Origin of the sequence: Lamprobacter sp. (assembly GCF_034860625.1) — a bacterium.
GTDB lineage: Bacteria > Pseudomonadota > Gammaproteobacteria > Chromatiales > Chromatiaceae > Lamprobacter.
In genome coordinates, this window is sequence record NZ_JAYESN010000110.1 from 1 (window position 1) to 12,538 (window position 12,538).

At 62.0% G+C, this 12,538-nt stretch carries 12 protein-coding genes and 1 riboswitch; of the genes, 6 read left to right on the forward strand and 6 right to left on the reverse strand.

Going from position 1 to position 12,538, the window contains the following annotated elements:
* A partial coding sequence (locus tag VBE63_RS20060) for an RloB domain-containing protein (RefSeq protein WP_323684794.1) occupies positions 1 to 522 on the forward strand: 522 nt, incomplete at its 5' end.
* A 105-nt stretch (positions 523 to 627) separates the two neighbouring features.
* On the opposite strand, the gene thiC is transcribed toward VBE63_RS20060, so the two are convergent.
* Positions 628 to 2,520, reverse strand: coding sequence for a phosphomethylpyrimidine synthase ThiC (gene thiC, locus VBE63_RS20065; RefSeq protein WP_323684795.1), 1,893 nt, complete (start codon positions 2,518 to 2,520; stop codon positions 628 to 630).
* Positions 2,521 to 2,582: 62 nt separating this feature from the next.
* Positions 2,583 to 2,678: riboswitch (TPP riboswitch) on the reverse strand.
* 147 nt (positions 2,679 to 2,825) lie between these two features.
* Here thiC and VBE63_RS20070 point away from each other — a divergent pair.
* Positions 2,826 to 3,293: a hypothetical protein gene (locus VBE63_RS20070; RefSeq protein ID WP_323684796.1), complete on the forward strand. Its 468-nt coding sequence runs from the start codon at positions 2,826 to 2,828 to the stop codon at positions 3,291 to 3,293.
* Positions 3,294 to 3,466: 173 nt separating this feature from the next.
* Here the strand turns inward: VBE63_RS20070 and VBE63_RS20075 are convergent, their stop codons facing one another.
* A complete protein-coding gene (locus VBE63_RS20075) occupies positions 3,467 to 5,026 on the reverse strand; it encodes a mechanosensitive ion channel family protein (protein WP_323684797.1) in 1,560 nt (519 codons plus the stop codon).
* A gap of 407 nt (positions 5,027 to 5,433) precedes the next feature.
* Here VBE63_RS20075 and moaA point away from each other — a divergent pair, with 407 nt between their 5' ends.
* The gene (gene moaA / locus VBE63_RS20080) at positions 5,434 to 6,435 is read left to right on the forward strand and encodes a GTP 3',8-cyclase MoaA (RefSeq protein WP_323684798.1); all 1,002 of its coding nucleotides are present in this window, start codon (positions 5,434 to 5,436) and stop codon (positions 6,433 to 6,435) included.
* 4 nt (positions 6,436 to 6,439) lie between these two features.
* Here the strand turns inward: moaA and VBE63_RS20085 are convergent, their stop codons facing one another.
* Both VBE63_RS20085 and VBE63_RS20090 read right to left on the reverse strand, forming a co-directional pair.
* Positions 6,440 to 7,270 (reverse strand): mechanosensitive ion channel family protein, encoded by an 831-nt coding sequence (locus VBE63_RS20085; protein ID WP_323684799.1) that lies wholly within the window; start codon positions 7,268 to 7,270, stop codon positions 6,440 to 6,442.
* Entirely contained in the window at positions 7,270 to 8,544 is a 1,275-nt protein-coding gene (locus tag VBE63_RS20090) for a hypothetical protein (protein ID WP_323684800.1), read from the reverse strand. Before VBE63_RS20090 ends, VBE63_RS20085 begins: the two co-directional genes overlap by 1 nt.
* A 129-nt stretch (positions 8,545 to 8,673) precedes the next feature.
* On the opposite strand from VBE63_RS20090, the gene VBE63_RS20095 reads away from it, so the two are divergent.
* Complete coding sequence (locus VBE63_RS20095) at positions 8,674 to 9,207, forward strand: hypothetical protein (protein WP_323684801.1); 534 nt, start codon at positions 8,674 to 8,676, stop codon at positions 9,205 to 9,207.
* 103 nt (positions 9,208 to 9,310) lie between these two features.
* The gene (locus tag VBE63_RS31510; RefSeq protein WP_416274603.1) at positions 9,311 to 9,517 is read left to right on the forward strand and encodes a glycerate kinase; all 207 of its coding nucleotides are present in this window, start codon (positions 9,311 to 9,313) and stop codon (positions 9,515 to 9,517) included.
* Between the two features lie 39 nt (positions 9,518 to 9,556).
* Here VBE63_RS31510 and lysM read toward each other — a convergent pair whose 3' ends face one another.
* Together lysM and VBE63_RS20110 are read right to left on the reverse strand one after the other, a co-directional pair.
* Positions 9,557 to 9,994 (reverse strand): peptidoglycan-binding protein LysM, encoded by a 438-nt coding sequence (gene lysM / locus VBE63_RS20105; protein ID WP_323684802.1) that lies wholly within the window; start codon positions 9,992 to 9,994, stop codon positions 9,557 to 9,559.
* Between the two features lie 317 nt (positions 9,995 to 10,311).
* Entirely contained in the window at positions 10,312 to 11,049 is a 738-nt protein-coding gene (locus VBE63_RS20110; RefSeq protein WP_323684803.1) for a 20S proteasome subunit A/B, read from the reverse strand.
* Between the two features lie 133 nt (positions 11,050 to 11,182).
* Between VBE63_RS20110 and VBE63_RS20115 the strand changes: the two genes are divergently transcribed.
* A complete protein-coding gene (locus VBE63_RS20115; RefSeq protein WP_323684804.1) occupies positions 11,183 to 12,358 on the forward strand; it encodes a glycerate kinase in 1,176 nt (391 codons plus the stop codon).
* Positions 12,359 to 12,538: the final 180 nt, after the last annotated feature.

Genomic DNA, 12,538 nt, shown 5'->3' on the forward strand with positions numbered 1-12,538 from the left:
CAAGCGAAGACAACCGTCCTCGCTGTTGGTGAAGGCGATTCCGACGAGGCCTTTCTGCGTTACCTGAAAGGCCTCTATGCACCGCGCCATCGCGGCGTGGCGGTTACGGTCCGCAACGCGCGCGGCAAGGGACCTCAGCATGTCATCGACTACGCGATCGGGCAGGCAGGCGCCCGCTCTGGGGGCTACGATATCGCTGTCGCCTTGATCGATGCGGATCTCGATTGCTCACCGGCGTACCTCAAGAAGGCAAAGCAACATCGGCTCCAACTTGTCTGGTCCGCACCCTGCTTTGAAGGTCTGCTGCTCGCGATCCTTGATCAGCACGTCCCGCTGCGGTCCTCAGACTGCAAGCAACGCTTCGATCACCGATACAACATCGACCGTTGCGATCCTGTGGCCTATGCGGCGCTGTTTCCGCGAGAACGGCTGGAGGAGCGCCGTCGCGATCTACCGAGCCTGAATGCGTTGTGCGCGCTGCTGGAAGGCGGTTCCGGCATCCTGGCACAAAGACGCCGGTGATATTCCGTAATCCGTCCGTTTTCACCCCGCCGCTGAGCTGACACCAGAGGCCGTCGGCGTGCTTTTCGATGAGGATCTTGAGTCGCTTCATGGCCTAATCATGGCCTAAACCTCGTTGTAGATCTTCGCGCCGGTGCTGATGAACTCCTGCGCCTTCTCCTGCAGGCCCACCTCGATAGCTTGCTCGGCATCCTCGAGCTGGCGCGCCTTGGCATAGTCGCGCACGTCCTGGGTGATCTTCATCGAGCAGAAGTGCGGCCCGCACATGGAGCAGAAGTGCGCGACCTTGTGCGACTGATGCGGCAGGGTCTGATCATGGAATTCCCGCGCGCGATCGGGATCGAGCGAGAGGTTGAATTGATCCTCCCAGCGGAACTCGAACCGCGCCTTGCTGAGCGCGTTGTCCTGGATCTGCGCCCCAGGCAGGCCCTTGGCGAGGTCGGCGCCATGGGCGGCGATCTTGTAGGTGATGATGCCGTCGCGCACATCCTGCTTGTTCGGCAAGCCGAGATGCTCCTTGGGCGTGACATAGCAGAGCATCGCGGTGCCGTACCAGCCGATGTTGGCCGCGCCGATGCCGGAGGTGATGTGATCATAGGCCGGCGCGATGTCCGTGATCAGCGGCCCGAGGGTGTAGAACGGCGCCTCGAAGCAATCCGTTAGCTCCTTGGTGACGTTCTCCTCGATCATCTGCAGGGGCACATGCCCCGGCCCTTCGATCATCACCTGCACATCCTGCTCCCAGGCGAATTGGGTCAGCTCGCCGAGGGTTTCCAATTCGGCGAATTGGGCGCGATCGTTGGCATCAGCCAGGCTGCCCGGACGCAGCCCATCGCCGAGACTGAAGGCGACATCATAGGCCTGCATGATCTCGCAGATCTCGGCAAAGTGGGTGTAGAGGAAGTTCTCCTGGTGATGCGCCAGGCACCACTTGGCCAGGATCGAGCCGCCGCGCGAGACGATGCCGGTGAGCCGCTCGGCGGTGAGCGGGATGTAGCGCAGCAGCACCCCGGCATGGATGGTGAAGTAATCGACGCCTTGCTCGGCCTGCTCGATCAGGGTGTCGCGGAACAGCGCCCAGGTCAGTTCCTCGGGCTTGCCGTCGACCTTCTCCAGCGCCTGATAGATGGGCACCGTCCCAATCGGCATCGGCGCGTTGCGCAAGATCCACTCGCGGGTCTCGTGAATGTGTTGGCCGGTCGACAGATCCATCAGGGTATCGCCACCCCAGCGCGCCGACCAGACCATCTTTTCGACCTCATCCTCGATGCTAGACGTCGTCGCCGAGTTGCCGATGTTGGTGTTGATCTTCACCCGGAAATTGCGGCCGATGATCATCGGCTCCAGCTCCGGGTGATTGATATTGGCCGGGATGATGGCGCGCCCGGCGGCAACCTCCGCGCGCACGAATTCGGGCGTGATCCGCTCCGGCAGGTTGGCGCCGAACGACTGACCCGGATGCTGGCGCAACAGCTTGGCGTAGCGCGGATCGGCGCGCAGCTCATCGAGACGCAGGTTCTCGCGGATGGCGACGTACTCCATCTCCGGGGTGATCTCGCCCCGGCGCGCATAGTGCATCTGCGTGACATTGCGGCCGGGCTTGGCGCGGCGCGGCGTGCGCAGGTGCTCGAAGCGCAGATGCGCCAGCACGGGATCTTGCTGGCGCCGGCGACCGAAGCCAGAGCTAGGGCCATCGAGCAGCTCGGTATCGCCACGCTCTTCGATCCAGGCGCTGCGCACCTCGGGTAGGCCAGCCATCAGGTCGATGCGCGCCTCCGGGTCCGAATAGGGGCCGGAGGTGTCGTAGACGTAGATCGGCGGATTCTCTTCGCGGCCCTCGTTGGTCAGCGTTGGGGTCTGTGCGACCTCACGCATCGGCACGCGCAGATCAGGCCGGGAGCCGGTGACATAGCACTTGCGCGAGGCGGGAAACGGACGGGTGACCTCATCAGACAAGCGGGCGGTCGTCTCGAGGAAGGCTTCGGGGATGGCACTCATATCGGCTCCTAGGAACGATGGCGAACCAGCGTGCGAGGAGCGGAAACGAGCAGGCAGCAACTGCGCGCTCGTCCTGGCTTCCCTACGCCGGTGCGAACCGGATCAGGTGGTTAGGGGACTCTCTCAGCCCACGGATGCAGGCACCCCCAGCAGGACAGTCCGAACGCTATAGAAAGCAACGCCGGATTTCAACCTGATAACCCGCATAAAACCGGATGCATCCCTGCGGCGACTGCGCTAGGGTTTCCTCCCCCAATCGGGGCCTGAAACCTCCATGATTGAATCAACCCATCAAGGCATACCCCATGAAACAACGATTGATCTACTCTCTCTTGGCAGCGCTCAGCCTTAGCCTCGGTGGCTGTGGCGACGGTGGCAACGGAGATGACGCCTCGAGTGAAGACCTCACCGATCACGGCGAAGTTGCCAGCGAAGTCTCGACCGAAAGCAGTGGATCGGCGATGGATACCATCAAAGCGCAGGCGCAAGGAGCAATGGAGAATGCTTCACAGGCCGGTCATCAGGCCATGGAAGCGATCTCCGAGGCCGCAGGAACGGCTGAGGATCAAACCGAGATGCTGGGCAGGCGCACCGAGACCGAAATCAAGACGTTGATCGACGAGGTGAACACCTATCTGGATGAGCATGAGCTGGGCTCAGCCGAGGATGTGATGGAAAAACTCGTCGAATTGAAGGACGGGCTGCCCGAATCCATGCGGGAGCAGATCGACGCCCTTGAGGCTAAGCTCGACAACCTGCAAGGCCAGGAATAGTCTGCACAGCAGGCGGCCCACCGACGCCGGCCGCCTGCGCTCAGCGGCATCTCAGCAGGGCCTTTATAGCCATCGCACCTGATATCCAGACAGCTGATTCACGCCAACTGAAAGCTAGCGCCATCTCTGAGTCTGGCAATCAGGGCTAATGGCTATAACCAGTCCATCGCGGGCTAACCCCGCGAGACGCCACGATGACCACGAAGACGGCGCTCGATGCCATCGCGCACATCACGCAGCGAGAGCCGGCGCACCGGGCGCCGGCTGGCGACGCGGGCCGCATCGGCGGCATCGAGCCTTGTCTTCACGATACCCGCCAGGTACTCGCCAAGCTCCGGGCGCTGTGCGATCAACGCCCTCACGGCATCCAGATCGATCCGAATCAGGGTGACATCGGTATTGGCGATAAACTCCAAGAAGCTTGGCTGGGTCGTCAGCATCTCCGAGATCCCAAAATGCTTCCCTGGCCCAAGGGTCTCGACCACCTTTGGCGAGCCGTCCGGCAGCCGGATCGCGCTGTCGACCAGCCCTCCGATGATGACGTAAAAGGCGTCACTGACCCCGCCTTCGGCCAGGATCTGGTCGCCAACATCGAAATACCGATACTCGCTGCGCGCCGCGAGCTGATTCAGCTCATCCTCGTTCAGGGCTCCAGCCACATCCAAGCTGCGCAAGGCCAGCGCCACCGTCGGCGGCTCGGCGCGGTTGCTATGCGCGCGCCGGGTGCGCATCTCGGTGACCTCGGGCGAGACCTCGATCCCCGCCTCTTGCAGCCCCAAGTGGATCTCGCGATAGAGCTCCTCCCGAGCACGAAACATCGAGGGGTAGTTCTTCAGGTGCACCCAAACCATGTAGCTGTAGGGCATCTTTGAGGCGTCCGCCAGGCGCACCACCGGATTCGGAAATTTCAGCACGCTATCGCAGCGCATCGCCGCATCGAGCAACATGGCCGCGGCAAACCGCGGCGAGACCTCACCTGGAATATTGACGAAATACCAAGGCGCGTAGAGGTGGTGATCACTGTAGTAGTTCTTGATCGAGGCACTCGCCATGCGTCCATTCGGGATCACCACCGTGGCATTGTCCCAACCCCGGAGCCGGGTTGCTCGCCAATTCAGATCAACCACCTGGCCGATCAATTTTTCCTCCGGCAGCTCGAGCCAATCGCCGATTCGGAACGGACGCTCGATGCCCAAGGAAACGCCAGCGAACAGATCACCCAGGGTGCGTTGTAGGGCGAGGCCAATCACGCCGGCAGCCACGCCGGTCGAGACCCAAACGCCGGTGAATGAATAGCCCTGCTGCCACATGAACAGCCCGACCGCGATCAGCAGCACCGTAACCGAGAGCAGGGCTTCGATCAGCTTTGGAATCTGCTCATTGCGATGCTTGCGCCGGCGCCGCTCCTTGGCGACGACGGTGATGACGCGCCCAATCGCCCAGGCCGCCGCCAGATGCACGAATAAATCCGTCCACCAGTGCACCGGTGCGATCAAACCCGGCAGCTCAAACAGGCGCAGCGCATAACGCAAAAGCCCGCCCGTGATGATCACCCACATGGGCAACAGCAGCACATCCAAAAGTGCGGTCAACAGCGGCAGGTGCTCAGCCAGAGGCCGCTTGCCAACGATCAGCGAGCCGATCTTCCACGCCAAGACCAGCATCAGCAGCCCGGCCAGCAGTTCCCAGTAGCTGTCGGTTAGCTGGTCGATGAGCTGTTGCAATGCACTCATGAGAAATCGCGTCGCCAATCTAGGTTCAGATCCAGGGCTAGGCCCGGTTTCCGCATGCTCATCCAGGCCATCAACCAGTTTGGTCAGTCAAGGTTTGGGCAATCGCAGTTTGGGCAATCGGGCTGCGCGTGATCAAGAGAGCCGCCAAGATGCAACAGCCGATCAAAAACCTCATTCGCAGTCATCGCATCCAATCCCCCTTGCTCGCTGGCGTTGTTTGTTTGTGCTTTGACCAGATTTCGGGGCAGAATCCCCGGACCTTAGGGTTCTGCGGCCCTCATCACCCTAACCTGTTTGGTTAGCGCCGACCAACTGGGCCCGCTTGCAGCGAGCTTGCCCCTGCCATGCGGGCTCGTCCTCGGGTCATCTTTCGAGGCGAGCCCCTGTTTGTCCCAAGAGCCAATCACATGTCCACAGAACGCCCTGCCTTGATCGATCGCTTCGGTCGCCATGTGACCTATGTCCGCCTCTCGGTCACCGACCGCTGTGATCTGCGCTGCGTCTACTGCATGGCCGAGGACATGGCCTTTCTTCCGCGCGCACAGGTGCTGACACTCGAGGAGATGGCCCGGCTCGGCCGCTGCTTCACCGAGCTCGGCGTCACCAAGCTGCGCGTCACCGGTGGCGAGCCATTGGTACGACGTGATGTGATGACCTTGTTCGAGGCACTCGGCGCTCTGCCTGGTCTCAAAGAGCTGACCTTGACCACCAACGGCACGCAGTTGCCGCGCTTCGCCAAACCGCTGAAGGCTGCTGGCGTCAACCGGATCAACATCAGCCTGGATTCGCTGCGACCGGAGCGCTTCCGCGCCATCACCCGCAAGGGTCATCTCGAGCAGGTGCTCGCCGGGATCGAAGCGGCACGCGCGGCAGGTTTCGACCGTATCAAGCTGAATAGCGTGGTGCTGAAGCATCGCAACCACGATGAGGTTAGTGATTTGGTCGCGTTCGCGATCGCGCGTGGGCTGGATATCTCATTCATTGAAGAAATGCCGCTCGGGGTGATCGGCGACCATGACCGTGCCGAGGCCTTCTACTCCAGCGAACAGATCCGCGCCGATCTCAGCAAGCACCTCGAGCTGATCGCCAGCGCTGAGCACAGCGGCGGCCCCTCACGCTACTGGCGCGTTGCCGGCGTGGACACGCGCATCGGCTTCATCTCACCACAGAGTCACAACTTTTGTGGCAGCTGCAACCGGGTCCGCGTCACCGCCGAAGGCCGGCTGCTGCTTTGCCTCGGACAGGAGCATTCGATGGACCTGCGCCGCGTGCTGCGCGCGAACCCACTCGATGACGAGGCAGTCAAGCGCGCGCTCATCCAATCCATGGCCATCAAGCCAGAGGGGCACGACTTCGACCTTGAGGCCAAGCCAATCATCTTCCGGCATATGAATGCCACTGGCGGCTGAGCGGCTAGCCGGCGGCGGCATCGGGTGCTGGTCGCGCTTCAATGGCGGCCAACGGAAAGCCTTGGCGCAACAGCTCCGCCTTAGCGCGCAGCGTCAGATCGGTGGCGAAGCGAAACTGTTGGCGGGCGTCGATCGGATAAGCACGCACGCGGTAACGGGTGCCCCAAGGCTGCTCGTCGGCGACCACGGCGATCGGCTCGGCGAGCGCCAGATAGGGGCTCGTCAGCGCCACGTCGAAGAGGAGCTCGCGCATACGGGCACCATCGTGGCAGGGTTGCAGATAGACAGTCACAGTACATTGCAACTGCGGGGTGCCGTTGTTGGCGTTCGCGATCGACTCAGACCAGAGCTTCAGATGCGGAATCGAGACCAGGTTATCGTCGGGCGTGACCAGATTGACCGCGCGCATGCCGATATGCCTGACCTCGCCGTAGGTATCGCCGATCTGCACCCAGTCGCCATTCCGATAAGGCGCCTCACCCACGGCAACGATGCCCGCCACCAGGCTGCTGGCGTAATCCTTGAGCGCAAAACCGAGCGCCAGGCCGAGCGAGCCTAAGATCGCGACCATGTTCTGCAGCGAGGGCTCGATCAGCACTGGCACCGCCAGCAGGAAGGCGCCGATGACGACGATGAGTCGCAACAGCGGCACCATCGCCAGCACCAGATGCCGGCTCTTGCCGTGCAGCCGATTAGCGAGCCAGGGCAGAGTCTTCTGTAGGCTGATGATCAGTGCGATAGCACCGATCACGACCAGCGCTAGGTCCAACGCCAAACTGGCATCGAGTTGCCGAAACAGCTCGGCGAGCTTGTCATTGTCCATCGACTCAGGCATTAGCAGTCATCCGTCAGGAAGTCACGTCCGGCCAAGAAGGTTCGCACCGCCGGATAGGCGAAGACGCTGACACGCCAGCGGGCGTCGTCCTCATCACGCATCACCACATCGGCCGCCGCCAACTGCTGCAGGAGCGCACGGGTTCGAAAGCGGGTGTGCGGCAGCAGCGTTTCCAGGGTCGGCGCCGTCACACCCTCATGCAGCAGCAGCGCGTGCAACAGCAAGGCTTCGGGCTCATCAAGGCCGCTCGGTAAGCTCAGATCCACCGCCGGGGCTACCCAGATCACCTCGGCGCCATCCTGCTCGGTGGTCCTCTTGGTGGTTGTATCGGTGGCCCTATTGGTAATCCTCGTCGCAGGGCCGACATCCTGTTCCAAATCGACCTCCTCGGTCGCTTCCGGCGCCTCCGGTTCGGAGCGCAGCCGCGAACGCCAGAGGCGTAGCGCCGCAGCGGCATTGCCACGACTCTGCGCGGCCAGATAACGCAATTCGGTGCCGACACCCTGTTGCGGTTCATCGTCGTTGACGCTGAGCAAGAGATTACCGCTCTGGGCGTGGCGAAAGCGGCACGGATGTCCATCCTCAGCCGCCGCCAGCTCGGCGAGCCAAGCGGCGAGGCGCTCGCCATCGAAGGCCTGAAAGGTCAAGACGCGCACCATCGAGGTTGGCACCACGAAGCGCAGATAGGCCCAGCTCCAACTGTCGCATCCGATCAACGCGAACCCCAGTTTGCCGCTGAGCAGGCGATCGAAGAGGTCACGCACCAGTTCAAGCCCAGCCGGATGGCGCAGCCAACAGCGCTCGAGCCGTGGCAGCACCCAAGGAGCGCCGCTGTCGGGCAAGTCCGCAAGCCAGCCGCTGTGATCGCCCATCAGGATCTCCTCGTTCGGGCTCGAGATACAGGCGGCTTCCTGTTGCACAGCCCAGGTCTCGAGCAGACGCGCGAAACCGGCCGCCGGCGGGCTGATGATCAGCCAGACGGGATCGGCCGCCGAGCGCTGCTCCAAAGCCGACTGCAACACCTGCGCGGCAGACCGCCAATCAATCGCCCCGGCAACCGCATCCAAGCGCTTGGGCTCAAGCACATGCAATTCGTGCTCGCTCTTGACTGGCCCTTGCGGCTTTTGCTGGCCGCGACCAAACAATCGTTTGAGCGACAAGAGACCACGCCTCGCACTGGTCGCGGTCGGCGCCGAGGGCGGTCGATAATCGGACAGCGAAACCAGCTCCCAAATGGGGTGCTGTTGGTCAGTCTCGGAATCGCTAGAAGCCATGTTATTCTCGGCAGTCGCTCGCAAACTGATCATCAACGGCGCTCGACCTTTGAGATCTCATCAAAGGCGATGTCGCCAGGCTCGGGCATGACCTTGCCTGAGCATCACAACCATTGGAGATATCCTGCGATGTTACATGATCTCAACCGCCGCTTATCCGCCATCACGCTTGGTATTGCCCTACTCGGGCTCGCATCGGCTAGCAGCCTAGCGCTCGCCGCCGAGGAAACCCGCACCAAGCCCGACGACAGCCGGGCACTCGCCAGCCTCGAGACCGGTAAGGTTGCCTGGGACATCAATATCGGCAATCCGCAGAAGCTGAGCCTCTATCTGAAGGTCATGGACGAAACCTATGAAGACCTCAAGCGCCAAGGCGTCGAGCCCGAGATGGTCTTCACTTTCCGTGGACCTTCGCTGCCCTTGATCTCGACCGAGCACACCGATGTTCCACTGGATCAAGAACCGCAATACCAGGCCATCGCCGAGCAGATCAAGGCGCTGCAGGCCAAGCCGAATGTGCACATGGAGGCCTGCTCGGTCGCCGCGCGGCTGTTCAAGGTCGCCCCCAGCAACCTACTCCCAGGCATCGACTTTGTCGGCAATACCTTCGTCTCACAGATCGGCTATCAGTCCAAGGGCTTCGCGACCATCCCGATCTTCTGAATGGCTCAGCCCATGCAGCGGGAGAGGTCAGACTACAGCGGCGCGAACTCACTCAAGCTGATCGCGCAGGCCTGGTGATGGCCGTTGCCTCATCATAATCATAATCAGAACCCGCACTACCACCAATGGCACCGGCAAGTTGATCCGGGCCGCCCTGGATCTGGGTGCAGGGCGCATCCTGATCGGCATCGGCGGCAGCGCGACAACCGATGGCGAGGCCCAAAGACCGGCTTGCATCCGGCAGTGTTCGGACGATCCACCAGACGATCGATGTGGCCGAGGTGTGAGGGCGGCGACCCCGCTGTCATAACCCGCAACTTGCAGGCGCCGCCCGTAATGTGAAGCGGGATCAGGCTTCCGCTTTGGGGATGCGAATCTTTTGCCCCGGATAGATCAGATTCGCGTCTTTGATCACCTCCCGATTGGCCTCAACGAGGCGCGGGTACGCATTCGCGTCACCATAGAAACGCTTCGCAATAGCCGAGAGGCTATCCCCCTTTTCAATGGTGTAGTAATCGACCACTGCCGTTTGCTCAGGGGCCTTTAGGTTGTCGACCTTGACTTCACCGACACCTTGGACGTTTCCCGCCATGAGCACGGCTTTTTCCATTGCCTCAGGGCTCGCCGCTTCGCCTGACAGCGAGACGACACCGTCTTCGTAATTGACGTCAAGCCCAGTGATGCCGGGATTGTCACGCTCGATCTCTTCTTTGATCTTCTCGCTGGCTTCGGCCTCTTGACCGTAAACCTTTTTCCCGTTGCCTTTCAAAAAATCGAACAGTCCCATGATGTCCTCCTCAGCGGTGGTGGAGAGGTGACGCCAAGGCCAGAAGCCAGGCGTGCCCAGAATCGATCTTGAACGTCGATGATAGGCGTTTCCGACTACAGGTTCAGTGTCGCAAATGATGAATCTGTCGTCTGCGTTGGCATCGGTTAAATGTAATAAGATTACATAACAGGCAGCAACTGGGCTAAGCTAGCACATCAGCGCGAACCACCCAAAGCGGCCTAGCCTCGCCGCCGATGCCCTTGCTAATGCCTTTAGTGACGACGAGCCAGCGTACTGTGCGGCACTGAACGCCTGTTCAAAGTTGTTGAGCCGGCTCACCGATCTTCCCAATCGAATCGCGGCAGTTGCTCAAAGGCCCTGCGCAGACCGGCGTTCCAGCTCTGGGACACTTGGGCGAGCAGCGGCGAGTCCTGTGGCAGCTTGAGCCGATAGCTCAGCGCAAGGCTATCCCGGGGATAGATGGCGATCTCGAATGGTGGGCCAACGGTGACGTTGGAGCGGGAGGTGCCCTCGAGTGAGACCAGGCAAAGCCGCGCGGCATCCTCCAGTGACAGCTCTGGTCGGGCAATGCGATCCAGGGCGGGCTTGCCGTACTTGTTCTCACCGATCTGCAGATAGGGGGTCTCGGGCGAGGCAGCAAAGTAATTGCCCTGCGGGTAGATCAGAAACAGCCCCGGCGGCTGCCCGGCAATCTGGCCACCTAGGATCAGCGTCGTCTCCGCACTGACACCATGGGCAGCAAGCGCTGGGCCGCGGTCGCATTGCACCGCGAGGTTGACTCGGCCCACATAGTCCGCAGCCTCGAACAAATAATTGGCCGACATCAGATTGAGCCCAGAGGGCGGCTGATCGAGATCGCGGCGGATGATGTTCAGCACCTCCTGGGTCGAGGCCAGGTTGCCGGCGGAGAGCAGCACGAAGAGTCGGTCAGGAGCCGGCTGAAACACATGCAGCTTGCTCACACTGGTCACATAATCGACGCCCGCGTTGGTGCGAGAGTCAGAGGCCAATACCAAGCCGGCGTTAACGACAAGTCCAAGGCAGTAGGTCATGTTGGTGAAATCCCAGTCATCGAAGTCGCCACTAGCCGTAGTCTAGGTGATTCAGGGTCAGGCCCGTAGCCAAACTGCCAGCGGCCGCATGGCGTTATGATTGACGCCCTCTTTTGCAACAGCGGAGGGTCCGGTGAAGATCGTCTTGGCACCCAATGCCTTCAAAGGCAGCATGTCCGCTCTGCAGGCTGCCCTGGCCATGGAGCAAGGGGGTCGCGCCGCTTGCCCGGGAGCGGAGGTCTGTAAGGTTCCGGTTGCGGACGGCGGCGACGGGCTTGCCGAGATCCTGATCGATGCCTTGCATGGCGAGGAGCAGGTCTTTAACGTGCGTGGACCCTTGACTGAACGGGTTGAGGCCGCCCTATGCTGGGTTCCGGCACTCGGACTCGCGGCAGTCGAGATGGCCACCGCCAGCGGCCTCGCCCTGCTCGCCCCCGAAGATCGCGACCCGACTCGCACCACCACCTATGGCACCGGCGAGTTGATCCGGGCCGCCCTGGATCTGGGTGCAGGGCGCATCCTGATCGGCATCGGCGGCAGTGCCACAACCGATGGCGGGATCGGCATGGCCGCAGCCCTAGGGGTGCGTTTTCTGGACGCTTCAGGCGAGCCCGTGGCGCCGGTGGGCGGGGCCTTAAGCCAGATCCACCGCATCGATGCCAGCGGACTCGACCCGCGCCTGGCCGAGGTGCGCTGCGAGGCCATCTGCGATGTCGATAATCCGTTATTGGGCCCCAAGGGCGCTGCTGCGGTCTATGGTCCGCAGAAGGGCGCGACGCCGGAACAGGTCGCGTCCCTGGACGCTGGCCTGACCCATCTGGCCGAGCGTATCGCCGCTGACTTGGGTCGCGAGGTCAAGGATCTCGCCGGCGCCGGTGCCGCCGGTGGTTTGGGCGCCGGATTGCACGCGTTTCTGGGCGCAGAACTGCGCCGAGGGGTGGACTTGGTGTTGGACCTCGTCGGCTTAGACGCACAGCTTGCCGACGCCGATCTGGTGCTCACCGCCGAGGGCCAGCTTGATGAGCAGACCGCCTTCGGCAAGGCCCCAGCCGGCGTGGCGGAGCGCGCCAAGGCGCGCGGCATCCCCTGCATCGCCATTGTCGGCGGTATTGGCGAGCGGATCACCAAACTGCATCCGATCGGCATCGACGCCGTCTTCAGCCTCTGTCCCGGCCCCATGACCCTAGAGCAGGCCATCGCCCAAGGCCCATCATTGCTCGCGGCGACCACCGAGCAGGTACTGCGGTGCTACCTTGCTGCGCCTCCTCAGCATTGCAGGAGGAAGCATGGTAGAAGGCCGCCATCCTGATCTCATCCCCCGAATCTAGTGTCGGTCACCGCTTCGAGATCCGTATCGCTCAAGATCAAAGCAGCCATCGGATTCGAACATTGCACCGACATATTAAGTTCAATCCAGCCTCCTGTTTGCTGCCCGCGCCCATGACCCATCGGGATTGCGCGTGTGTCAGGTTCCGGGTGATGGCGCACC